Below are 22,071 nucleotides of genomic sequence, written 5' to 3' on the forward strand. Positions count from 1 at the left end.
GACCGGGCGTACGGACCGTCCACTCCGTACGGTCCTACCCGCGGGCCTTCTTCTTGCGCTTCAGCAGCAGCTTCGGCAGCGCCGCCGGGGCCGCCTCGCGGGTGATGGCCGGAGACGGCAGCGGGCGCGCGGCCAGCGAGCCGGACGGCAGCCCGGTCGTCGCCGCCACCGGCTCCAGCCGCAGCAGCCGGCACTCCCGCGCCCAGCGCTCGGTCATCCGCTCCGAATCCGGCGCGTTGAGCCGCTTGCCCTTCAGCTCGGCCACCGCCGCCTGCCAGGGCTCGCCGTGCGGCGCCAGCTCGGTGACCTTCGCCGTCCAGGCGATCAGGCGGCCGCCCTTGTCCTTGCTGCGCACGGTCACCTCGGCGGCCGCGCCGTCGGCGAGACCGGGGAAGGGCTGCTCGCCGGGCCCGTCGCCCAGCACGTGGGCCGCCCCGTCCACCCAGGCGTGCCACAGGGCCCGGTCGGGCCCGGTACCCCGGACCCAGATGAGGCCGGACTTCTTGGTGGCCTCCTCGACGAGGGCCAGGTCGAGCGTGCTGAGAGTCATGCGCACAGCGTAGCCAGCGGGGTGCGTAGCCAGCGGGCCGCGGGGGCCTACAACCAGCCGTGGCGGCGCAGGGAGCGGTGGATGGCGAAACAGCTGGCGGCGATGGCGGCCATCACCATCGGATAGCCGTAGCGCCAGTGCAGTTCCGGCATGTTCTCGAAGTTCATGCCGTAGACCCCGCAGATCATCGTCGGCACCGCGATGATCGCCGCCCATGAGGTGATCTTGCGCATGTCCTCGTTCTGCGCGACCGTCGCCTGCGCCAGATTGGCCTGCAGGATCGAGTTCAGCAGTTCGTCGAAGCCGATGACCTGCTCGTGCACCCGGGCCAGGTGGTCGGCGACGTCACGGAAGTACTTCTGGATGTCCGGGTCCACCAGCCGCATCGGCCGCTCGCTGAGCAGCTCCATCGGCCGCAGCAGCGGGGACACCGCCCGCTTGAACTCCAGCACCTCGCGCTTGAGCTGGTAGATCCGGCCCGCGTCCGCCCCGCGCGGACTGCCCTTCGCGGGGGCCGCGAACACCTCGCTCTCCACCTCGTCGATGTCGTCCTGCACCGCCGAGGCCACCGCGATGTACCCGTCCACCACGTGGTCCGCGATCGAGTGCAGCACCGCTGAGGGCCCCTTGGCCAGCAGCTCGGGGTCGTCCTGGAGCCGGTGGCGCAGGCCCTTGAGGGAGCCCTGGCCGCCGTGCCGGACGGTGATGACGAAGTCCGGGCCGGTGAAGCACATCACCTCGCCGGTCTCCACGACCTCGCTGGTGGCGGTGAGTTGGGCGTGCTCCACGTAGTGGATGGTCTTGAAGACGGTGAACAGGGTGTCGTCGTAGCGCTCCAGCTTCGGCCGCTGGTGCGCGTGCACCGCGTCCTCCACGGCCAGCGGGTGCAGCCCGAACGCGGCCGCGATGCCCGCGAACTCGGCCTCGGTCGGCTCGTGCAGGCCGATCCAGGCGAAACCGCCGTCCTCGCGGACCCGGCGCATCGCCTCGCGCGGGGTGAGACAGGCGGGACCCCGGTCCCGCAGGCCCCCGCGGTAGACGGCGCAGTCGACGACCGCGCTGCTCGCGGAGTGGTCGCGGGTGGTGTCGTAGCCGGACTGGGCCGGGGTGGACCTGCGCAGCGCGGGACGTACGGCCGCGCGGAGGTAGGGCAGCATCGACATGGCAGGCTCCTTCGCACGGCTGCGGGCCACGCGGGTGGGAGACCCTCCGCCGCTGCGGGCAGGCGGAAGGAAGCAGGACGGGAGGAAAAGTTTCTGCCGTCGCTCTTCAGCTCAAAGGGAGCGGGAGGCGCCCGTGGAAGAGCGGTTGGTACTGCACGATCGACTTCGATCCATTGCAGCCCCACCTCCTCCGGCCGGTCCCCCGTGGGGGAAGTCCTGTCGCCGGGGCGTGCATCCACGCTTCTGCGTGTGGCCCCGGCCAGCGGTCCACAGTAACAGCCGACGGATGGTCAAGAGCCTGCCTTTACCCGCGCGATAGGAGTTCTATGCTCGGTCCATGGCAGAACTTCTGGCACTTGTCGAAGCCCGGCTGCGCACCGCGCTGGGTGAGCCCGACGCCCGCGCCGCCGTCACCTTCCTCGGCACCGACCGCATCGAGGTGCTCCGCTTCGGCGACGGCGACCTGGTGCGCTACGCGACCCTCGGGATGTCGGCCCAGCCCATGGGCGACCCGACCGTGGTGGTCGCCGATCCGGTCCGCGGACCGCGCGCCGAGCTGGTGCTGACGGTACGGGCGGGCGTCGTCCCGACCGACCAGGTGCTCCGGCCGCTCGCGGTGCTCGGGGCCTCCCCGCAGGTCGAGGGGCTCGTGGTGTCGCCGGGGGCCTCGCTGGACCTGGGCGAACCGCTGTGGCCGGGCGCGCCGTTCAGTTCCGTACTGGTCGCCGAGCCCGGCGGGCTGGTGGAGGACCTGGAGCTGGCCGACCCGATGGACCCGGTGCGGTTCCTGCCGCTGCTGCCGATGACCTCGAACGAGGCCGCCTGGAAGCGGGTGCACGGCGCGGCCGCCCTCCAGGAGCGCTGGCTCGCGCGCGGCACGGATCTGCGGGATCCTCGGCGTACCTCCGTGGCGCTCGACTGACCGCAGTGGACTGAGAGCGGCCACCGGGGCGGAGAGCTGCTGATTCTTTCGTCCACTCTTGTGAGTGATGGTTCATTTGGGTGGGTGTCGTTACGGTCGGGTGTTATGAATCTCAAGGCGTCGGCGAAGGCGCGGGCGGGCAGGGCTCTGGGAGTGGTGGCCAGCGATGGCTGAGCCGACCAGGCAATTGCGTGCCATCGCTCCGTCGTTCGTGGCGCTCGGTCCGTCCGGTGTGGCGATACGCGGCCGTCTCAAGGGTCTGAGTGTGGAGGACGAGAGGGTTCTGCGGCTGGTCGGCGCACATCAGGGGGCTCTGGCTTCCCGTGACCTCAAGCAGCGTTGTGGGGACGGTCCTGATCATTCCGCTGATACGTGGGCGGTCCGTAAGCGGGGGCTGACCGCAGAGTCGTCGTCGCGGATCGCCGGGGCGATCACCAGGGCCAGCCACGATCAGTGGGCGCTCGCCCGCCGCTGCCAGGCCGCACACATACAGAACCTGGCTGCCGGCATCAAGACGCTGCGCCACCGTCTCGCCCTCCCGATCGGGGCGAAAGGCAACAAGCGGGCTGCGGGCGGATACCGGTCCAAGAGCGAGTGGTTCAACAAGTCACGGCGTCTGACCGCCCTGGAGGCCCGCCATGAAGCCGCTCTCGCCGACTGGCGGGCGGGCCGGGTCCGGGTGGTGCGGGGCGGGAAGCGGCTGGCGAACACCCGCCACCACCTGCCCGAAGCCCAGCTCACCGAGGAGCAGTGGCGTGCCCGCTGGGAAGCCGAACGCTGGTTCCTGGCCGCCGATGGCGAGTCCGGGAAACGGTTCGGGAACGAGACGATCCGCGTCACCCCCGACGGCGAAGTGTCGCTCAAACTGCCCGCCCCGCTCGCACACCTCGCCAACAGCAACCACGGCCGCTACGTCCTCGCCTGCCGGATCGCATTCGCGCATCGGGGCGTGGAATGGGCTGAGCGCATCAGAGCGAACCGGGCCGTGGCCTACCGCATCCACCTGGACGTCACACGCGGCCGCTGGTACCTGACCGCCTCCTGGCAACGCTCCCTCGTGCAGACGATCCCGCTCGCCACGGCCCGCGCGAACGGGATGGCCGGTGTCGACACCAACGCCGACCACTTCGCCGCCTACCGGCTCGACCCGCACGGCAACCCGATCGGTGATCCGCAGCGCTTCCCCTACGACCTGTCCGGATCGGCTGACCGCCGTGACGCCCAGATCCGGCACGCCCTCACCCGGCTGCTGCACTGGGTGAAAAGCGTCGGGGTCAAGGCCATCGCGATCGAAGACCTCGACTTCACCGCCGAGAAGACCCGGGAGAAGCACGGGAGCAGGAAACGGTTCCGGCAACTGATCACCGGGATCCCGACCGGCAAGCTGAAAGCGCGACTCGTATCGATGGCCGCCGAACACGGCCTCGCCGTCGTCGCGGTCGACCCGGCCTACACCTCCCAGTGGGGAGGCCGGCACTGGCGGAAACCACTGGCCACCCCACGCCGGAAGATGTCCCGTCACGATGCCGCCGGTATCGCGATCGGACGACGCGCCCTCGGACACCCGATCCGGCGACGGGCGGCACCGCCCCCACACGACCAGAGCGATCGTGTCGGGCATCGGACCGCCCAGGCCGGACCAGGCACCCGCAGGCGTGACGGAAACCGCCCACCCGCAACGGACCACGTTCCCAGAGACGTGCCGCCGAGCGGGAAGAGAAAGCGGAGACCCAGCGCATCCAAAACCGTTCGGGACGCGCCCAGCACGCACCAGTGGGTCCAAGACCCACTGGTGCACACTGGCTAGGAACGGTAAGGATCGGACTCCGGACGGGTGATCGTCCCTTGACGCGGCGGCGGACGGGGAGGAGCGTGGCTTTGTATGAGGGGCGAACCGAGTTGCCCGAAGTGTGGTGGCCGGGTCAGGGCGCCCGGTCTTTTCGCTGACTCCTGGCAGTGCTCGGTGCACGGCACCGTCCACCCCCTGCAGCCCGTCATTCCGCCCAGCGTCGAGGGCCTCGGCGTCGTGGTCAACCGTGCCCAGGTGCCGGTGTGGATGCCGTGGCCGCTGCCGGTCGGCTGGCTGTTCACCGGGATCGCGGCCGCGGGGGACGACCGCAGCGGAGGGCGCGCCACCGCGGTGGCCTGCTCCGGACCGGGACCGCTGGGCGGCATCGGTGAGCTGCTGCTGGTCGCCGAGGAGCTGGGCGTGGGCCTGGGCGCGCGGTACGCGGGCATCGACGGCCCCGACCCGGGCCCCTTCATGAACGTATCGGCCCCGCCGCACGCCAAGGTGGTGGCGGCCGGGCGGCCGACCCCGATGTGGCACGTCACCGGGGTGCCGGAGGACCGCGCGGTCTTCGCGGGCGAGGCGCGCGGGCTGTGGCTGTGGGCCATCGTGTGGCCCGAGCAGTCCGGGCTGCTGATGTACGACGAGCTGGTGCTGACCGACCTGCGCGACGCGGGCGCCGAGGTGGAACTCCTGCCCTGCGGGGCGCTGAGCCCGCGGATCCTGGGCGGAGCCACCTGAGGACACGCGTACGTCTGTCAAGCCCTGGCCAGAGCAGGACCTTCTGCCCGGTTATCCTGGGGTGTCCCCCCGTCCGTCCGACCCCTGGAGCCGTGCCGTGCGCATCGACCTGCACGCCCACTCCACGGCCTCCGACGGTACGGACACCCCCGCCGAGCTGGTCCGCAACGCGGCCGCCGCCGGGCTGGACGTCGTCGCCCTGACCGACCACGACACCGTCGGCGGCTACGCCGAGGCGATCGCGGCGGTGCCCGACGGCCTCACCCTGGTCACCGGAGCCGAGCTGTCCTGCCGTCTCGACGGCATCGGGCTGCACATGCTGGCGTACCTCTTCGACCCGGCCGAGTCCGAGCTGTCCCGCGAGCGCGAGCTCGTCCGGGACGACCGGGTGCCGCGCGCGCGGACGATGGTCGGCAAGCTCCAGGACCTCGGCGTGCCCGTCACCTGGGACCGGGTCGCCGCGATCGCGGGCGACGGCTCGGTCGGCCGCCCGCACATCGCCGCGGCGATGGTGGAGGCGGGCGTCGTGGCCTCCGTCTCGGACGCCTTCACCCCGCAGTGGCTGGCCGACGGCGGCCGCGCCTACGCCGAGAAGCACGAGCTGGACCCCTTCGAGGCGATCCGGCTGGTCAAGGCGGCCGGCGGGGTCACCGTCTTCGCGCACCCGCTCGCCCTCAAGCGGGGCCGGTGCGTGCCGGAGAGCGCGATAGCCGAACTGGCGGCCGCCGGTCTGGACGGCATCGAGGTCGACCACATGGACCACGATCCCGCCACGCGTGCGCGGCTGCGCGGCCTCGCGGGCGAGCTGGGCCTGCTGACGACGGGTTCCAGCGACTACCACGGCAGCCGCAAGACCTGCGGCCTCGGGGAGTGCACGACCGACCCCGAGATCTACGGCGAGATCACGCGCCGCGCGACCGGGGCCTTCCCGGTGCCCGGCGCGGGCGGACAAGGCCGCACCGGCGCGTAAGCGCCCCGTCGTACGCCCGCCCGCGCGCACATCTCCTCCAGGGGCCTCCCCGGGCCCCTTCCGGGACCGCCTCCGCGCGCGCTCGCGTACGTCCCCACACCCCTCACACCCCTCTTCTCCTGCAAGGCGCAAGGCATCTCTGTGTTCGATCTCGCCGTCTTCGGCTCTCTCTTCCTCACCCTTTTTGTCATCATGGATCCCCCCGGGATCACGCCGATCTTCCTCGCGCTGACCTCCGGCCGCCCGGCCAAGGTGCAGCGCCGGATGGCCTGGCAGGCGGTGTGCGTCGCCTTCGGCGTGATCGCCGTCTTCGGCATCTGCGGCCAGCAGATCCTCGACTACCTGCACGTCTCGGTGCCCGCGCTGATGATCGCGGGTGGTCTGCTGCTCCTGCTGATCGCCCTCGACCTGCTGACCGGCAAGACGGACGAGCCGAAGCAGACCAAGGACGTGAACGTCGCCCTGGTGCCGCTGGGCATGCCACTGCTGGCCGGTCCCGGTGCGATCGTGTCGGTGATCCTCGCGGTGCAGAAGGCCGACGGGTTCAGCGGGCAGCTCTCCGTCTGGTCCGCGATCATCGCGATGCACGTGGTGCTGTGGATCACCATGCGCTATTCGCTGGTGATCATCCGGGTGATCAAGGACGGTGGTGTGGTGCTGGTGACCCGGCTGGCGGGCATGATGCTCTCCGCGATCGCGGTCCAGCAGATCATCAACGGCGTGCTCCAGGTCGTCCACAACGCCTGAGCAGGTCCGTGGCGCCCGTCGCCGCTCATGCGAACGCCCCCGCACCGGGTCCGGTGCGGGGGCGTTGTGCAGTGGTACGGCGGTGGGTTCGCCGTCAGGAGGACGCGGACTCGAACGGTCGGATGAGGATGCGCTGGCCTATGGATGCGGCCTGCTGCACGATCCGGTTGACGGAGGCCGCGTCCACGACGGTGCTGTCCACGGCGGTTCCGTCGACATCGTCCAGGCGCAGAATCTCGAAGCGCATCGGCTTCTCCCTTCGTCGGTGTTCTCCTTGCATACGTTCCAACGAAGTGTAGGAGGCAAACATTCCCTACGCTAAGGAAATTTTTTCACTCGCTAAGGATTGACCCGTCGAAGTCTGCCCAGAAGGCCGCCAGGGCCCGGGCCGTGGCCGCCGGATCCTCCGCGTTGGGGGAGTGTTCCGTCCCCGCGATGACCGCCCGCCGGGCCCCCAGCCGGCCGGCCATCCCGTCCAGCCACGGCACCGGCCAGGCCGAGTCCACGGCCCCCGACAGCACCAGCTTCGGCAGCTCCACCGCGGCCAGCTCCGCCACCCGGTCCGGCTCGGAGATCAGGATCCGCCCGGTCGCGATCAACTGCTCCGGTACGGTCGCCAGCCAGCGCGCGCGCAGGAACTCCGCCAGCTCGGCGGGGTCCGGCACGGCGTCCTCGGGATCCTGGGCGCGCATGGCCGCCCACACGGCGGGCATGTCGTCCCGCATCATCTCCAGCGCCGCCACGAGCAGCTTCGTACGGTCCTGCTGGGCCTGGTCGATGGCGGCGGGCCCGCTGCTCATCAGCGTGAGCGAGGCGAAGGGGGACGCGTCGCGCAGGACGGCGGCGCGCGCGACCAGCCCGCCCAGCGAGTGGCCCACCAGGTGCACCGGACGGTCGGCGGCGCCCAGGGCGGCCGCCTGCGCCAGCAGGTCCCGCCCCAGCTCGGCCAGGGTGTAGGCGGCCTCGTCGCGCGGCCCGGCGCTCTCGTACTGCCCGCGCCCGTCCACCGCGACCACCCGGTACCCGGCCTCCGCGAGCGGCTCCAGCAAGCCGACGAAGTCCTCCTTGCTCCCGGTGAACCCGGGGACCAGCAAGGCCGTGCCGCGCAGCGGCTCACCGGCCTCGTGTACGGCGAACTCGCCGCGGCCGGTGCTCAGGGACCGGGCGCGGGCGTGGGGCGGCAGGGTGAGGCGCGGCGGCTTGCTCATGGCCAGAGGTTACCGGCCCGTAGGCGTCGGCGCCCGGCGCGCCCTATGCGCTCGGGGTCCCGCTCCGCGGCGCGCCTGTGGTCCCGCTCCGCGGGGACATGCGGACGGCCCCGGTCCCCCTCGGAAGGGGGACCGGGGCCGTCCGGTGGAGCGGGTGCCTTACGCCTCGGGGGCGGCGGCGGCCTTGCGGGTCCGGGTCCGCTTCGGCTTGACCGGAGCGTCCTCGGCGACGGCCGCGGCGGCTTCGGCGACCGGAGCGGCCTCGGCGACCTTGCGGGTCCGGGTGCGCTTCGGCTTCACGGGAGCCTCCTCGGCGACCGCGTCGGCCGCGACGGCCACGGGGGCCTCGGCGACCGGAGCGGCTTCCGCGACCTTGCGGGTCCGGGTGCGCTTCGGCTTGACCGGGACCGCCTCGGCGACGGGGACGTTGACCGCGACCGCGACCGGGGCCGCAGGGGCCTCGGCGACGGGCGCCTCGACCACGGCGGCCTTGGCCACCGTCTTGGCGGCCTTGCGGGCCACCGGCGCCGACGCCTGGCGGGGGGCGCGGGTCTGGCGGACCGGGGCCGGCTCGACGAGCGGGGCCATCTGGAAGTCCGGCTCCGGCGCGTTGCGGACGAACGGCGCGAGCGGTTCGAGCTTGACCGTGCCACGGGTGGCCGCGCTCCGGGTGCCCGTGCTGCGGATGGCCGGGGCACGGGTGACGGGGGTGCGCGTGAACGGAGCGGACTCGGTGACCCGGGCGGACTCGGTGACCGGGGCCGCCTCGGTGGCGACGGAGGGCGCCGTGCCACGGGTGCGGCGGCGGCGCGGCCTGCGCGGCTCGTCGGCGGCCGGGGCCTCGGGGGCCTCGGCGACCGGGCTGACCGGAGCGGCGACGGCCGCCACGGCCGCACCGTTCACGGTCTCCGCGGCCACGGCGCCCTCGGCCAGCTCGGAACCGCCACGGGTGCGACGGCGCTGACGCGGCGTACGGGTGCGCTCGGGGCGCTCCTCGGCCACCGGAGCGGCGGCCACGGCCGGACCGCGGCCGCCACGGCCACCGCGGCCGCCGGTCTCGCCCAGGTCTTCGAGGTTCTCGGCCTTCAGACCGGCCCGCACGCGCTCGGCGCGCGGCAGGACGCCCGTGGTGCCGGCGGGGATGTTCATCTCCTCGAACAGGTGCGGAGACGTGGAGTACGTCTCGACCGGGTCGTGGAAGTCCAGCTCCAGCGCCTTGTTGATCAGCTGCCAGCGCGGGATGTCGTCCCAGTCGACCAGGGTGACGGCGATGCCCTTGTTGCCCGCGCGGCCGGTACGGCCCACACGGTGCAGGAAGGTCTTCTCGTCCTCCGGCGCCTGGTAGTTGATGACGTGCGTGACGCCCTCGACGTCGATGCCGCGCGCGGCGACGTCGGTGCACACCAGCACGTCGACCTTGCCGTTGCGGAAGGCGCGCAGCGCCTGCTCGCGGGCACCCTGGCCGAGGTCACCGTGGACCGCGCCGGAGGCGAAACCGCGCTTCTCCAGCTGCTCCGCGATGTCGGCGGCGGTGCGCTTGGTGCGGCAGAAGATCATCGCGAGCCCGCGGCCCTCGGCCTGCAGGATGCGGGAGACCAGCTCCGGCTTGTCCATGTTGTGCGCGCGGAAGACGTGCTGCGCGATGTTCGCCACCGTCACGCCCTCGCCCTCCGGCGAGGTGGCGCGGATGTGCGTCGGCTGCGTCATGTACCGGCGGGCCAGGCCGATGACCGCGCCCGGCATGGTCGCCGAGAACAGCATGGTCTGACGCTTCGGCGGCAGGTAGTTGATGATCTTCTCGACGTCGGGCAGGAAGCCCAGGTCGAGCATCTCGTCGGCCTCGTCCAGGACGAGCGCCTTGACGTGCGACAGGTCGAGCTTCTTCTGCCCGGCCAGGTCCAGCAGGCGGCCCGGGGTGCCGACGATGATGTCGACGCCCTTCTTGAGCGCCTCGACCTGCGGCTCGTACGCGCGGCCGCCGTATATGGCGAGGACGCGGACGTTGCGGACCTTGCCCGCGGTCAGCAGGTCGTTGGTCACCTGGGTGCACAGCTCGCGGGTCGGAACCACCACGAGGGCCTGCGGGGCGTCGGTGAGCTGCTCGGGCTTGGCCCGGCCGGCCTCGATGTCCGCGGGGACGACGACGCGCTCCAGCAGGGGAAGGCCGAAACCGAGCGTCTTGCCGGTACCGGTCTTGGCCTGGCCGATGATGTCCGTGCCCGTGAGGGCGACGGGCAGGGTCATCTCCTGGATCGGAAAGGGGGACACAATGCCGACGGCCTCAAGGGCTTCGGCCGTCTCGGGAAAGATCCCGAGGTCTCGGAACGTAGTCAGGGTGCTGCCTCTTCTGTGAGACGCGGCCCGAGGCGGCGAAGGGGGTCGTACCGTGCCTGGCTTGCAGTACTGCTGCGTACGGAAGCTGCGCGGGACCACGGGCCTTCGCTCAAGCGCTCATGCCGCTGAGGGGGCCCCTCGCGGGAGAGTGCGCATGAACGCACACACCACGCCGAGGGCGGTCGGGTTGGAGCCGATCGGGCCACCGACCGGGCATCCTCATTGGGACGGCCCGCCGAGTATTCGGCAGGCGCATTACCACTGTACCCCGGAATCGCGCAGCTGTGTCGGGTGAATTCACCAGGTCGACACCGGCGCGGGGCGCGGAGCACCGCTTTCGCGGGGGGTTCCCGTGTGGTGGCCACGTGGTTCCCGGGGGGTCCGAGCGGGCTATTGTGCGGTGCATGTCGACCGTAGAAAACGCATCGCCCGCCGAAGCCGGCGAACCCGGCGCGAACGCCGGAATCGCCGCCCAGAACTGGTCCGAGGCCTCCGCCTCGCCGCAGTACCGGGCCGCCGTCGTGGACCTGCTCGGCGCCCTCGCGTACGGAGAACTCGCCGCCTTCGAGCGACTCGCGGAGGACGCGAAGCTCGCGCCCACCCTCGATGACAAGGCCGAGCTGGCGAAGATGGCGTCCGCCGAGTTCCACCACTTCGAGCGGCTGCGGGACCGGCTCGCCGCGATCGACGCCGAGCCGACCGGCGCCATGGAGCCCTTCGCGAAGGGCGTCGACGACTTCCACCGCCAGACCGCGCCCTCGGACTGGCTGGAGGGCCTGGTCAAGGCCTACGTCGGCGACTCGATCGCCAGCGACTTCTACCGCGAGGTCGCCACCCACCTGGACAACGACACCCGCGCCCTGGTGCTCGCGGTGCTCGACGACACCGGCCACGGCGGCTTCGCCGTCGAGAAGGTGCGCGCCGCCATCGAGGCCGACCCGCGCTGCGGCGGCCGCCTCGCGCTGTGGGCCCGCCGCCTGATGGGCGAGGCGCTCTCGCAGGCGCAGCGCGTGGTCGCCGAGCGCGACGCGCTCTCCACCATGCTGGTCGGCGGCGTGGACGGGATGGCGGCGGGCTTCGACCTCGCGGCCGTCGGCGAGATGTTCACCCGCATCACCAAGGCGCACACCAAGCGGATGGCGGCCCTCGGCCTCGCGGCCTGACGGACACACGGACATCCGGACAGACGACACGGTGGCCCGGGCGGAGAGTTCCACGCCCGGGCCACCGTCGTACACCGGGGATTCGTCAGCTATTCGTCAGCCCGTCGGGACCGAAAACGGAGTCCGGCGGGACGGCCTCCCGGCCCGGCCCGCGGGCCGCAGCAGGAGCGACAGGACCACGGCCGCCACCAGGACGCCACCGAGGAAAGTGGCGGTCGGCGTGGTGTGGCCCGGGCCCAGTGCGTAGTGCGTGAGGTAGGACCCGAACAGCGCCCCCAAAACCCCGCTGACCAGCACGGACCGGGGTGAGGGCAAGCGCGTCGGGAGCATTCTGAGAGCCGCCGCGGCCAAGGCGAGACCGAGCAGAGCGGAGCCGAGCGCTTCCAGCAGCATGATGAGGTCCCTCCCACAGGTCAGGGCAAAACGGATCACTGGCGTCCTACCCGAAGCGGAAGAAAGAGAAACGGCCCGGTGGGGTCAACCACCGGGCCGCTGCGTTCGGTTCTCTTCGCTCCTCAGAGCGTCGCGCCGAAGCCCACCTTGCGGATGCTGGGCTCGCCCAGGTCGACGTACGACAGGCGGTCGGCCGGCACCAGGACCTTGCGGCCCTTGACGTCGGTGAGGCTGAGCAGCTGCGTCTTGCCGGACAGTGCGTCGGCGACGATGCTCTCGAGCTCCTCGGCGCTCAGGCCGCTCTCCAGCACGATCTCCCGGGGTGCGTGCTGCACGCCGATCTTGACCTCCACGGCTATGTCCCTCCGACGATCCGGTTCGCGCGATCACGCGCCGTACTCGCCCCCACCCTAGCCCGCGGACGCGACGCGAATGGCGTACAGCGGACACGCTGGCAGCGAACAGCGCGCCGCGCCGCCCGCGGGGCCCCTACGCGCCCCTGCGCGCTCAGTGGCCGTCAGTGGCCGTCGGTGCCGTGCAGCGGGAAGCCCGCGATGCCGCGCCAGGCCAGCGAGGTCAGCAGGCCCACCGCGGTGTCCCGCTCGACCGGGCTGGAACTGGACAGCCAGTACCGGGCCACGACCTGAGAGACCCCGCCCAGGCCCACCGCCAGCAGCATCGACTCGTCCTTCGACAGGCCGGTGTCCTCGGCGATGACCTCGGAGATCGCCTCGGCGCACTGGAGGGAGACCCGGTCGACCCGCTCGCGCACGGACGGCTCGTTGGTCAGGTCGGACTCGAAGACCAGCCGGAAGGCGCCGCCCTCGTCCTCGACGTACGCGAAGTACGCGTCCATCGTCGCGGCCACGCGCAGCTTGTTGTCGGTCGTCGACGCGAGCGCGGTGCGCACCGCCAGGAGCAGCGATTCGCAGTGCTGGTCCAGGAGGGCCAGGTACAGGTCCAGCTTTCCCGGGAAGTGCTGGTAGAGCACCGGCTTGCTGACGCCCGCGCGCTCGGCGATGTCGTCCATCGCCGCGGCGTGGTAGCCCTGGGCGACGAATACTTCCTGGGCCGCGCCCAGGAGCTGGTTGCGTCGGGCTCGGCGCGGCAGTCGGGTGCCCCGCGGGCGCGCCGCCTCGGTCTGCTCGATGGCTGTCACGCCGCCTCCCACTTTCTCTCAGAACACTGTGGCGCTATGCGCCGCGCCCGCCATCGTACTTTTCGGTAACCGAATCCGGGGGGTCCCGACCGAGTTTTCTCGCGGTACGGACGACCGGGAGCGCCGCTGGTCAGCCCGGGTCGGCCGCGCTCCGGCCGTGGTCCGGCCGCGGCCCGGCCGCCGTCGGCTCGCTGTCGGCCCGCTCAGCGGTAGTCGTCCTCGTCCAGGGCGACCACGCGCGCCTGCTCGGCGGCGTCCCCGTCGGAGGCCTCACCGGGATCCGCCGCGATGACCGGATCGTCGTCGAGGGGGTTCAGCTCGGCGCGCTGCTCCGCGGCGTCCGCCTCCGGGGCCTCGGGCCCGGGTGTCTCGCCCAGCTGGTCCTGGAAGGTGTCCGGTTCCGCAGGGTCGACCGTCATGTGGTTCCCCTCATTCCCTCTGCCGTCCCTCTGCCGTGCCCTTCTCCTTCGAGCGTAGGAGCGTCCCGGGCCCGGCGCTATACGGGTCTGTGATGGCGAACACACGATTCCGGACGTGATCGTCTCGTAACATTGCGCCCATGTCTTCGACCGAGCTGCCAGGTGTACGGTCCACCGCCGAGCCGTCGCCCCTGGTGGGGGCCGTCCGCGTGGCCGAGGGGGAGCAGCTGCGCACCGCCGCGCTGCCGGGCCTGACCCTGACGGTCCGTTCCCGGCCACCGGCGCGCGAAGGACTCGCGCCCGCCCTCTTCGTGCACGGGCTGGGCGGCTCCTCGCAGAACTGGTCGGACCTGATGGCCCTGCTGGAGGACACCGTCGACGGCGAGGCCATCGACCTGCCGGGCTTCGGCACCTCCCCGCCGCCCGCCGACCGGGACTACTCGGTCACCGCCCTGGCGCGCGCGGTCATCCGGCACCTCGACGCCGCGGCGCGGGGGCCCGTACACCTCGTCGGGAACTCGCTCGGCGGGGCCGTCAGCACCCGGGTCGCCGCGGTGCGGCCCGACCTGGTGCGCACGCTGACCCTGATCTCGCCCGCCCTGCCCGAGCTGCGGGTGCAGCGCTCCGCCGTGCCCACCGCGCTCCTCGCGGTCCCGGGAGCGGCGGCCCTCTTCGCCCGCCTCACCAAGGACCTGACGGCCGAACAGCGCACCCGCGGGGTGATGGGGCTTTGCTACGGAGACCCCTCACGGGTGACCTCCGAGGGCTTCCGGCACGCCGTCGAGGAGACGGAACGGCGGATGCGGCTCCCCTATTTCTGGGAGGCGCTGGCCCGCTCCTCGCGCGGAATCGTCGACGCCTACACGCTCGGCGGACAGCACGGGCTGTGGCGCCAGGCCGAGCGGGTCCTCGCGCCGACCCTGCTGGTCTACGGTGGCAGGGACCAACTGGTCTCGTACCGCATGGCGCACAAGGCGGCGGCCTCCTTCCGGGGGTCGCGGCTGCTGTGCCTGCCCGAGGCCGGGCACGTGGCGATGATGGAGCACCCCGAGGTCGTGGCATCGGCCTTCCGGGAGCTGCTCCGGGGCGCCGCCGGGCCCAGTGAAGATCGAGACGAAGACGGCAGAGGCTGAGCACCGGTGGGACGACATAGTCGCAAGGACTCCGCTCCTGCGCGCCCGGTTCACGGGGATCCGGGCGGGGCGGGGTCGCCGGGGGCGGCCTCCGGGCACCCGGAAGCCGTGGCCGCGGCCGGTCGGCGGCGGCGGTCCGAGCCGACCGCGACGCATCAGGGGTACGTGAACCAGGGCGCGCCCGGGGTTCGTGCGGGGCACCCCGAGATCCACGAGGCCGGTGGGGCGTACGGGGACTGGCGGGCCGTTCCGCGTGGCCGTTCCGCGGCGGCGGGGCCCATGCCGGGATCCTGGCCCGGGCAGGTTTCCGGCGCTGAGGCCGGTGGTGCCTCCGGCGGCGCCTCAAACGCCGGCGGGGCTGAAATGGCGCCCGGGGTCGGCGGGGCTGGATTTGCCCCCGGGGGCGGCGAGGCTGGATTTGCCCCCGGGGTCGGTGGTGCCTCCGGCGGCGCCTCAAACGCCGGCGGGGCTGGGTTTACGTCGCTTGTCGCGGACGACCCGGCGCCCGGGTCTGCTGCTCAGCGGGCCGCCGTGGCCACCGCCGAGGCCGTGTTCCCCGCGGCCGCGCCGCCCGTCGTGGACGACGTGTTTCCTCCGGTCGCGCCGTCCGCCGAGGACACCGCGCGGGTCTCGACGGGGTCGCACCGGCGGGTGCCGCCGCCGCGGCGGGGGGCGGGGGCGCGGCCAGGGGCGGAGCGGGGGCGGAAGGTCCGTGCGTACACGGGCATCGCCGCCGCCGCCGTCACCACCGTGCTCGCCGTCGTCGTGGCGGGCCAGGTCGTGAGCGACGACGGCTCCGGCCGGGTCGGCGTACAGAGCGCCGGGGACCCCGGAACCGACCGCGCCGCCCCCGGCCAGTCCGCGGCCTCCCGCTCCGACGGCCGCGCCACGCCCAGCGTGGTCAAGACCTACGAGCAGAAGATGGCCGAGACCTATCCGATCGCCGCGACCCTCACCGGGCCGGGCACCTTCGACTCGGTCAAGACCGGCGCTCCGGCCCCCGGCAAGGGGCGTCTCGTGCGCTACCGGGTCGATGTGGAACAGGGTCTGGGCCTGGACGCGGACGTCTTCGCCGAGGCCGTCCACCGCACCCTCAACGACCGGCGCAGCTGGGCGCACGACGGTGACATGACCTTCCAGCGGGTCGCTCCGGGCGAGGAGGCCACCTTCGTCATCACGCTCGCCAGCCCGGGGACCACCGGCACCTGGTGCAAGAAGTCCGGGCTCGACACGACCGTCGACAACGTGTCCTGTGATTCCGCTTCCACCGAACGCGTGATGATCAACGCGTTCCGCTGGGCGCAGGGCTCGCCGACCTACGGCCAGGACCAGATGTTCGCCTACCGCCAGATGCTCATCAACCACGAGGTCGGGCACCGGCTCGGGCACGACCACGTGAGCTGCAAGATCCCGGGCGCGCTCGCGCCGATCATGCAGCAGCAGACGAAGTCGCTCGACATCGACGGAATCTCCTGCAAGCCCAACCCCTGGGTGTTCCCCGACAGTTGACCGGTTGAGTGGTGACGGGGTGATGGCGGGGCGGTGACGGGGTGCCGGAGGCCGGATTGACAAGGTGTTCGATGGTCGGCAATGGTTCTCCGCATGTCGCACCACCACACCATGACCGCGAGCGCCGCCATTGAGCTGGCGCTGCTTGGTGTGACCGCGCACAGCGTGGCCGACATCCTCTGTCGCTGACGCCCGCCTGAGCGCGCGACGACCCTTTTCCACGTGTCATTCCGCCGCGCCCGGGCCCTCCCTGCCCGCGGGCGCGGCTTCGCATGTCCCCGACATGCCCCCGATGTGCCACCGACCTCTTCGAGGCGGCCGGACGCTGCCCCCGCGCGGCCTTTCCCGTCCGAACCGTCATGCTCATCACGCCGAGAGGTCCCTTTCCGATGTTCCGTCACTCCCACATATCGCGCCGCCTGGCCGCGGTCACCGTCAGCCTCGTACTGGCCGGGGGCGCCGCGGCCTGCGGCCCCAAGGGCAGCGACGGGGAAGCCTCCGGTGCCGCGTCCGGCGCCTCCGGGCAGCCGCGCGACGGCGGCACGCTGACCGTCCTCAACAACGAGCCGCAGAACGACTTCGACCCGGCCCGCCTGTACACCTCGGGCGGCGGGAACATCCCCTCGCTGGTCTTCCGCACGCTCACCACCCGCAACCGGGAGGACGGCGCGGCCGGCGCCAAGGTGGTGCCCGACCTGGCCACCGACACCGGCAAGCCCAATGCCGACGCCACCGAGTGGACGTACACGCTCAAGGACGGGCTGAAGTACGAGGACGGCGCCCCGATCACCACGGCCGACATCAAGTACGGCATCGAGCGCTCCTTCGCCGCCGAACTCTCCGGCGGAGCGCCCTACTTGCGCGACTGGCTGGTCGGCGGGGACACCTACCAGGGCCCGTACAAGGACGGCGGCAAGGGGCTCGACTCGATCGTCGTCCCCGACGCGAAGACGATCACCTTCAAACTCCGCAAGCCCGAGGGCGAGTTCCCCTTCGTCGCCACCCAGACCCAGTTCGCGCCGGTCCCCAAGGCCAAGGACACCGGGGTCAAGTACGAGGAGCACCCCGTCTCCTCGGGCCCGTACAAGGTGGTCAAGAACGAGAACGACGGCGAACACCTCACCCTGGAGCGCAACCAGAACTGGGACCCGAAGACCGACGAGGAGCGCAAGGCCCACCCGGACCGGATCGACGTCCGCTCCGGTCTGGACGCCGCGGTCATCAACCAGCGGCTCTCCACCAGCTCCGGCGCCGACGCGGCCGCCATCACCACCGACACCAACCTCGGACCGGCCGAACTCGCCCAGATCGGCGCCGACAAGAACCTCGCCGCCCGGGTCGGCACCGGCCACTTCGGCTACATCAACTACCTCGCCTTCAACCCGAAGGTGGCCCCCTTCGACAACCCGAAGGTGCGCCAGGCGATCTCGTACGCGGTCAACCGCACCAGCGTGATCAACGCGGCGGGCGGCTCCGCGCTCGCCGAGCCCGCCACCACCTTCCTGCCCGAGCGGGAGGCCTTCGGGTACGCCGCCTACGACCACTTCCCGGCGGGCAAGACGGGTGACCCGGCCAAGGCGAAGCAGCTGCTGGCCGAAGCCGGCTTCAAGGACGGGCTCACCATCACGCTGACCCACTCCACCGCCCAGAACCGGCAGACCAGCCCCGAGGTCGCCACCGCCGTGCAGCAGGCCCTGGCCGCCGCCGGGATCACGGTCAAGCTGGAAGGCCTGGAGAACAACGCCTTCAACGAGAAGCGCTGGGACGTCAAGAACACCCCCGGCTTCTTCCTCTCCCGCTGGGGCGCCGACTGGCCGTCCGGCGCCCCCTTCCTCGCGCCGATCTTCGACGGCCGGCAGATCGTCACGAACGGCTCCAACTACAACCACGCCCAGCTCAACGACCCGGCCGTCAACGCCGAGATCGACGAGATCGCGAAGCTGACCGACCTCGGCGCGGCGGGCAAGCGGTGGGGCGCGCTCGACCGGAAGATCGGTGAGCAGGCCCTGGACGTGCCGCTGTTCCACCCGGTCTACAAGCGGCTCGTCGGCAAGGACGTCAAGGGCGTCGTCATCAGCGACTGGACCGGCGTCCTCGACATCTCGCAGGTCTCGGTCAAGTGACGCTCGTATCCGAACGGTCGGCGGCCGCGGCCGGGGTCACCACCCCGGCCGCGGGCGCCGCGCGCCAGGTCTGGCGGCGGCTGCGCGGACGGCCCTCGGCCGTCGCGGCCACCGCCGTCCTCGTGCTGCTCGTCCTCGTCGCGCTCGCCGCGCCCCTGCTCGCCCACCTCGCCGGGCAGGACCCCAACGCCTACCACGACGACCTCGTGGACTCGGCGCGCGGCGGCGTCCCCCTCGGCTCCTTCGGCGGGATCTCCGGCGACCACTGGCTCGGCGTCGAACCGGGCACCGGCCGGGACCTGTTCACCCGGCTGCTCCACGGCGCGCGGATCTCGCTGCTCGTCGCGCTCGGCGCGACCGTCGTACAGGTCTTCCTCGGGGTGAGCGCCGGACTGCTCGCCGCGCTCGGCGGCCGGTTCGCCGGACAGCTCGTCGGCCGGGTCACCGATGTGATGATCGCCCTGCCCATGCTGGTGCTCGCCATCGGGCTGACCGCCGTCGTACCGCCCGATTTCCCCCGGCCGCTGCTGCTGATCGTGGTCATCGGGCTGCTCGACTGGGGCGGCACCGCCCGCATGGTGCGGGCCCAGACCCTCGCCCTGCGCGGACTGGACTTCGTCGAGGCGGCCCGGCTCTCCGGCAACAGCACCGTGCGCATCGCCCGCCGCGAGCTGCTGCCCTCGCTGGCCGCCCCCGTCATCACCCTCGCCGCGCTCAAGGTGCCCACCAACATGGTCATCGAAGCCTCGATGTCCTTCCTCGGGGTCGGCGTGAAGCCGCCCACCCCGTCCTGGGGGCAGATGCTCTCCAACGCGCAGACCTGGTTCCGCGCCGACCCCACCTACGTCCTGCTCCCCGCCGGGCTGCTGTTCGTCACCGTGCTCGCCTTCACCGTCCTCGGCGACGCCGTCCGCACGGCCCTCGACCCGCGCGAGGGTGCGCGCCTGCGGGTCGGCACCAGAAAGGAGCGCAAGGCGTGATTCGCTTCGTCCTCAACCGGATCGGCGGGGCGCTGCTGGTCCTGCTCGCCCTGTCCGTCACCGTCTACGCCCTCTTCTACCTCGCCCCCGGCGACCCCGCCCGCCTCGCGTGCGGGGAGCGCTGCAATCCGGCGCAGATCGCCCAGGTCCGCGAACAGCTCGGACTGAACGACTCCGTGGTCGTCCAGTACCTGCACTTCCTCCAGGGACTGCTGGCCGGCCGGGACTACTCCGGCGGCGCCGGACTGGTCGTGCACTGCGACGCGCCCTGCCTCGGCTTCTCGTACCACAGCGATCAGGACGTCACCGGACTGATCCTGCAGCGGCTGCCCGCCACCCTGTCGCTGGCGCTGGGCGCCATGGTGATCTGGCTCGTGATCGGCGTGGGCACCGGACTGCTGTCCGCGGTCCGCCGGGGCGGCCCGCTGGAGCGGGTGCTGACGGTGATCACCCTCGCCGCCACCGGCACCCCCGTGTTCATCCTCGGGCTGCTGCTGCTCATGGCCGTCTGCGCCTACCTCCAGTGGCTGCCCTTCCCGACGTACGTGCCCTTCGGCGACGACCCGGAGCAGTGGGCCTGGAACTTGCTGCTCCCCTGGGTCACGCTCGGCTTCTTCGAGAGCGCCAAATACGCCCGCGTCACGCGCAGCGCCACGCTGGAGACGCTGGCGGAGGACCACATCCGCACCTTCCGCGCCTACGGCGTGGGGGAGCGGAAGATCGTGGTCCGGCACGCCGTGCGCGGCGCGGTCGCCCCGGTGATCGCGCTCAGCGCCGTGGACTTCGGCACGATGATCGGCGGCGCCGTGCTCACCGAGTCGCTGTTCGGGATCCCCGGACTCGGCAAGACGTTCATCGACGGGGTCCGGGTGGTCGACCTGCCCGTCGTCGTCGGCGTCGTCCTCGCCATCGGCACCGCCGTCGTCATCGCGGGCGCCGTCGCCGACCTGCTGTACGCCGTCGCGGACCGAAGGGTGGTGCTGTCATGACCGGACCTCTGGTGGACGTCACCGACCTCGTGATCGACTTCCCGGTCGGCGGACCGGGCGGGCACGTCCGGGCCGTGGACGGGATCTCCTTCACCCTGGAACCCGGCCGCGCGCTGGGCATCGTGGGCGAGTCCGGCAGCGGCAAGTCCACCGTGGCCGCCGCGCTGCTCGGGCTGCACCACGGGACCGGCGCCCGGATCTCCGGCACGGTCCGGGTGGGCGGCACCGATGTGGGCGCCGCCCCGCCCGCCGCGCTGCGCGCGCTGCGCGGGGGCGTCGCCGCGATGGTCTTCCAGGACCCGCTCACCTCCCTCGACCCGTACTACGCCATCGGCGACCAGATCGCCGAGGTGTACCGGGTGCACGCGGACGTCTCCCGGCGCGCCGCCCGCGCCCGCGCGGTCGAGGTGCTGGACCGGGTGGGCATCCCGGACGCGGTACGCCGCTCCCGGGCCCGGCCGCACGAGTTCAGCGGCGGCATGCGCCAGCGCGCCCTCATCGCCATGGCCCTGGCCTGCGAACCCCGGCTGCTCGTCGCCGACGAGCCGACCACCGCGCTCGACGTCACCGTGCAGGCCCAGATCCTCGACCTGCTGCACGGGCTGCGCGCCGAACGCGGTCTCGGCCTGCTGCTCGTCACCCACGACGTGGGGGTGGCCGCCGGGAGCGTCGACGAACTGCTCGTGATGCGCCACGGGCGGGCCGTGGAGCACGGCCCGGTGGCCCGGGTGCTGGCCGCGCCCGCGAACCCGTACACCAAGGAGCTGCTCGCGGCCGTGCCCCGGCTGGACGCCCCGCGCACGAGCGCCACGCCCGCGGGGGAACGTACGCCCGTGGTCGAAGCGGTCGGCCTGCGCAGGGAGTTCGGGCGCCGGGGCCAGCGGGTCACCGCCGTGGACGGTGTCTCGCTCACCGTCGCCGAGGGTGAGACCCTCGGCATCGTCGGCGAGTCCGGCAGCGGCAAGTCCACCCTCGGGCGGATGCTCGTCGGACTCCTGGACCCCACCTCCGGCACCGTCCGCCGCGCGGGCCGCGAGACCTCCGGGGTCGCCCCCGGCGTCCAGATGGTCTTCCAGGACCCGGGGTCCTCCCTCAACCCGCGCCGCAGCATCGGTGAATCCATCGCCGATCCGCTGCGCGCGGCGGGCGAGCGGGACGAGCAGGTCATCCGGGCCCGGGTCGGCGAACTGCTGGTCCGGGTCGGGCTGGAGGCGGCGCACCACGACCGCTACCCGCACGAGTTCAGCGGCGGCCAGCGCCAGCGCGTCGGGATCGCCCGCGCGCTCGCCCCCCGGCCCCGGCTGATCGTCTGCGACGAACCGGTCTCCGCCCTCGACGTCACCACACAGGCCCAGGTCACCGCCCTGCTCGCGGAGATCCAGCGGGAGACCGGCATCGCGCTGGTCTTCATCGCGCACGACCTCGCGGTGGTCCGCCAGGTCAGCGACCGGGTCCTGGTGATGCGCGGCGGAGCGGTCGTCGAGGAGGGACCGGTGGACGAGGTGTACGACCGCCCGCGGCACGCCTACACGCGGCAACTGCTGGAGGCCGTGCCCTCCCTGGACCCGGCCCTGGCCGCCGAGCGCCGCTCCGTCAGAGCACAGCAGAAAGCAGGCTCTCCCCAGTCTTAGCGCGGTCGAACGCGAACCGTACGGGAAAGTTACGACTCTTCACCCCTTCCGGTGGCGCGATGGACAACCGTCCGTCGCGCCTTCGGCATATCCGCTTGAGTTCTCGCGGCGGGTCACCGGACCGACGGAGGCCGCCTGAACGGGAGAT

At 72.3% G+C, this 22,071-nt stretch carries 22 protein-coding genes; 13 read left to right on the forward strand and 9 right to left on the reverse strand.

Features of this window, described 5'->3' with window-relative positions:
* Positions 1-34 precede the first annotated feature (34 nt).
* Together OHS33_RS23950 and OHS33_RS23955 are read right to left on the reverse strand one after the other, a co-directional pair.
* Entirely contained in the window at positions 35-550 is a 516-nt protein-coding gene (locus OHS33_RS23950; protein ID WP_330332460.1) for a hypothetical protein, read from the reverse strand.
* Positions 551-597: 47 nt separating this feature from the next.
* Complete coding sequence (locus tag OHS33_RS23955; RefSeq protein WP_330332461.1) at positions 598-1,713, reverse strand: magnesium and cobalt transport protein CorA; 1,116 nt, start codon at positions 1,711-1,713, stop codon at positions 598-600.
* A 337-nt stretch (positions 1,714-2,050) separates the two neighbouring features.
* Between OHS33_RS23955 and OHS33_RS23960 the strand changes: the two genes are divergently transcribed.
* The 5 genes from OHS33_RS23960 to OHS33_RS23980 all read left to right on the forward strand — a co-directional run bounded on the left by OHS33_RS23960 (position 2,051) and on the right by OHS33_RS23980 (position 6,882).
* A complete protein-coding gene (locus OHS33_RS23960) occupies positions 2,051-2,635 on the forward strand; it encodes a suppressor of fused domain protein (RefSeq protein ID WP_330332462.1) in 585 nt (194 codons plus the stop codon).
* 166 nt (positions 2,636-2,801) lie between these two features.
* The gene (locus tag OHS33_RS23965) at positions 2,802-4,442 is read left to right on the forward strand and encodes a transposase (protein ID WP_330332463.1); all 1,641 of its coding nucleotides are present in this window, start codon (positions 2,802-2,804) and stop codon (positions 4,440-4,442) included.
* A gap of 75 nt (positions 4,443-4,517) precedes the next feature.
* Positions 4,518-5,165 carry a DUF6758 family protein gene (locus OHS33_RS23970; protein ID WP_330332464.1) on the forward strand — a complete coding sequence of 216 codons (648 nt, stop codon included), beginning with the start codon at positions 4,518-4,520 and terminating at the stop codon, positions 5,163-5,165.
* A 97-nt stretch (positions 5,166-5,262) separates the two neighbouring features.
* The gene (locus OHS33_RS23975; protein ID WP_330332465.1) at positions 5,263-6,135 is read left to right on the forward strand and encodes a PHP domain-containing protein; all 873 of its coding nucleotides are present in this window, start codon (positions 5,263-5,265) and stop codon (positions 6,133-6,135) included.
* Between the two features lie 141 nt (positions 6,136-6,276).
* A complete protein-coding gene (locus tag OHS33_RS23980; RefSeq protein WP_330332466.1) occupies positions 6,277-6,882 on the forward strand; it encodes a MarC family protein in 606 nt (201 codons plus the stop codon).
* Positions 6,883-6,976: 94 nt separating this feature from the next.
* Here OHS33_RS23980 and OHS33_RS23985 read toward each other — a convergent pair whose 3' ends face one another.
* The 3 genes from OHS33_RS23985 to OHS33_RS23995 all read right to left on the reverse strand — a co-directional run bounded on the left by OHS33_RS23985 (position 6,977) and on the right by OHS33_RS23995 (position 10,334).
* Positions 6,977-7,129: a hypothetical protein gene (locus tag OHS33_RS23985; RefSeq protein WP_330332467.1), complete on the reverse strand. Its 153-nt coding sequence runs from the start codon at positions 7,127-7,129 to the stop codon at positions 6,977-6,979.
* 85 nt (positions 7,130-7,214) lie between these two features.
* Entirely contained in the window at positions 7,215-8,090 is an 876-nt protein-coding gene (locus tag OHS33_RS23990) for an alpha/beta fold hydrolase (protein WP_330332468.1), read from the reverse strand.
* Between the two features lie 159 nt (positions 8,091-8,249).
* Positions 8,250-10,334, reverse strand: coding sequence for a DEAD/DEAH box helicase (locus tag OHS33_RS23995; RefSeq protein ID WP_330332469.1), 2,085 nt, complete (start codon positions 10,332-10,334; stop codon positions 8,250-8,252).
* A 494-nt stretch (positions 10,335-10,828) separates the two neighbouring features.
* On the opposite strand from OHS33_RS23995, the gene OHS33_RS24000 reads away from it, so the two are divergent.
* Complete coding sequence (locus tag OHS33_RS24000; protein WP_330332470.1) at positions 10,829-11,587, forward strand: ferritin-like fold-containing protein; 759 nt, start codon at positions 10,829-10,831, stop codon at positions 11,585-11,587.
* Positions 11,588-11,683: 96 nt separating this feature from the next.
* On the opposite strand, the gene OHS33_RS24005 is transcribed toward OHS33_RS24000, so the two are convergent.
* From OHS33_RS24005 to OHS33_RS24020, 4 genes are all read right to left on the reverse strand, one after another.
* A complete protein-coding gene (locus tag OHS33_RS24005; protein ID WP_330332471.1) occupies positions 11,684-11,980 on the reverse strand; it encodes a hypothetical protein in 297 nt (98 codons plus the stop codon).
* A gap of 122 nt (positions 11,981-12,102) precedes the next feature.
* On the reverse strand, positions 12,103-12,333 hold the full coding sequence (locus tag OHS33_RS24010; protein ID WP_330332472.1) for a DUF3107 domain-containing protein: 231 nt from the start codon (positions 12,331-12,333) through the stop codon (positions 12,103-12,105).
* A gap of 164 nt (positions 12,334-12,497) precedes the next feature.
* Positions 12,498-13,139, reverse strand: coding sequence for a TetR/AcrR family transcriptional regulator (locus tag OHS33_RS24015; protein WP_330332473.1), 642 nt, complete (start codon positions 13,137-13,139; stop codon positions 12,498-12,500).
* A gap of 203 nt (positions 13,140-13,342) precedes the next feature.
* Entirely contained in the window at positions 13,343-13,558 is a 216-nt protein-coding gene (locus OHS33_RS24020; RefSeq protein WP_330332474.1) for a hypothetical protein, read from the reverse strand.
* A 140-nt stretch (positions 13,559-13,698) separates the two neighbouring features.
* On the opposite strand from OHS33_RS24020, the gene OHS33_RS24025 reads away from it, so the two are divergent.
* The 7 genes from OHS33_RS24025 to OHS33_RS24055 all read left to right on the forward strand — a co-directional run bounded on the left by OHS33_RS24025 (position 13,699) and on the right by OHS33_RS24055 (position 21,923).
* Positions 13,699-14,691: an alpha/beta fold hydrolase gene (locus OHS33_RS24025; RefSeq protein ID WP_330332475.1), complete on the forward strand. Its 993-nt coding sequence runs from the start codon at positions 13,699-13,701 to the stop codon at positions 14,689-14,691.
* A 531-nt stretch (positions 14,692-15,222) separates the two neighbouring features.
* Complete coding sequence (locus tag OHS33_RS24030) at positions 15,223-16,200, forward strand: DUF3152 domain-containing protein (RefSeq protein ID WP_330332476.1); 978 nt, start codon at positions 15,223-15,225, stop codon at positions 16,198-16,200.
* Positions 16,201-16,293: 93 nt separating this feature from the next.
* Positions 16,294-16,389 carry an Ms4533A family Cys-rich leader peptide gene (locus OHS33_RS24035; protein ID WP_323185344.1) on the forward strand — a complete coding sequence of 32 codons (96 nt, stop codon included), beginning with the start codon at positions 16,294-16,296 and terminating at the stop codon, positions 16,387-16,389.
* Positions 16,390-16,589: 200 nt separating this feature from the next.
* Positions 16,590-18,323 (forward strand): ABC transporter substrate-binding protein, encoded by a 1,734-nt coding sequence (locus OHS33_RS24040; RefSeq protein ID WP_330332477.1) that lies wholly within the window; start codon positions 16,590-16,592, stop codon positions 18,321-18,323.
* Positions 18,320-19,303, forward strand: a complete 984-nt coding sequence (locus OHS33_RS24045) for an ABC transporter permease (RefSeq protein ID WP_330332478.1) — start codon at positions 18,320-18,322, stop codon at positions 19,301-19,303. Before OHS33_RS24040 ends, OHS33_RS24045 begins: the two co-directional genes overlap by 4 nt.
* Complete coding sequence (locus OHS33_RS24050; protein WP_330332479.1) at positions 19,300-20,292, forward strand: ABC transporter permease; 993 nt, start codon at positions 19,300-19,302, stop codon at positions 20,290-20,292. Before OHS33_RS24045 ends, OHS33_RS24050 begins: the two co-directional genes overlap by 4 nt.
* Positions 20,289-21,923, forward strand: a complete 1,635-nt coding sequence (locus OHS33_RS24055; RefSeq protein WP_330332480.1) for an ABC transporter ATP-binding protein — start codon at positions 20,289-20,291, stop codon at positions 21,921-21,923. The genes OHS33_RS24050 and OHS33_RS24055 overlap by 4 nt, the downstream gene beginning before the upstream one ends.
* Positions 21,924-22,071 lie beyond the last annotated feature (148 nt).

The sequence above is a fragment of the Streptomyces sp. NBC_00536 genome (genome assembly GCF_036346295.1).
In the GTDB taxonomy this organism is placed as follows: Bacteria; Actinomycetota; Actinomycetes; order Streptomycetales; family Streptomycetaceae; genus Streptomyces.

Excerpts from the sequence above, each read along its gene's own strand:
- OHS33_RS23950 (WP_330332460.1), bottom strand. The coding sequence starts at position 550 with ATGACTCTCAGCACGCTCGACCTGGCCCTCGTCGAGGAGGCCACCAAG.
- OHS33_RS23955 (WP_330332461.1), bottom strand. The coding sequence starts at position 1,713 with ATGTCGATGCTGCCCTACCTCCGCGCGGCCGTACGTCCCGCGCTGCGC.
- OHS33_RS23960 (WP_330332462.1), top strand. The coding sequence starts at position 2,051 with ATGGCAGAACTTCTGGCACTTGTCGAAGCCCGGCTGCGCACCGCGCTG.
- OHS33_RS23965 (WP_330332463.1), top strand. The coding sequence starts at position 2,802 with ATGGCTGAGCCGACCAGGCAATTGCGTGCCATCGCTCCGTCGTTCGTG.
- OHS33_RS23970 (WP_330332464.1), top strand. The coding sequence starts at position 4,518 with ATGAGGGGCGAACCGAGTTGCCCGAAGTGTGGTGGCCGGGTCAGGGCG.
- OHS33_RS23985 (WP_330332467.1), bottom strand. The coding sequence starts at position 7,129 with ATGCGCTTCGAGATTCTGCGCCTGGACGATGTCGACGGAACCGCCGTG.
- OHS33_RS23990 (WP_330332468.1), bottom strand. The coding sequence starts at position 8,090 with ATGAGCAAGCCGCCGCGCCTCACCCTGCCGCCCCACGCCCGCGCCCGG.
- OHS33_RS23995 (WP_330332469.1), bottom strand. The coding sequence starts at position 10,334 with ATGACCCTGCCCGTCGCCCTCACGGGCACGGACATCATCGGCCAGGCC.
- OHS33_RS24000 (WP_330332470.1), top strand. The coding sequence starts at position 10,829 with ATGTCGACCGTAGAAAACGCATCGCCCGCCGAAGCCGGCGAACCCGGC.
- OHS33_RS24005 (WP_330332471.1), bottom strand. The coding sequence starts at position 11,980 with ATGCTGCTGGAAGCGCTCGGCTCCGCTCTGCTCGGTCTCGCCTTGGCC.
- OHS33_RS24020 (WP_330332474.1), bottom strand. The coding sequence starts at position 13,558 with ATGACGGTCGACCCTGCGGAACCGGACACCTTCCAGGACCAGCTGGGC.
- OHS33_RS24025 (WP_330332475.1), top strand. The coding sequence starts at position 13,699 with ATGTCTTCGACCGAGCTGCCAGGTGTACGGTCCACCGCCGAGCCGTCG.
- OHS33_RS24035 (WP_323185344.1), top strand. The coding sequence starts at position 16,294 with ATGTCGCACCACCACACCATGACCGCGAGCGCCGCCATTGAGCTGGCG.
- OHS33_RS24040 (WP_330332477.1), top strand. The coding sequence starts at position 16,590 with ATGTTCCGTCACTCCCACATATCGCGCCGCCTGGCCGCGGTCACCGTC.
- OHS33_RS24055 (WP_330332480.1), top strand. The coding sequence starts at position 20,289 with ATGACCGGACCTCTGGTGGACGTCACCGACCTCGTGATCGACTTCCCG.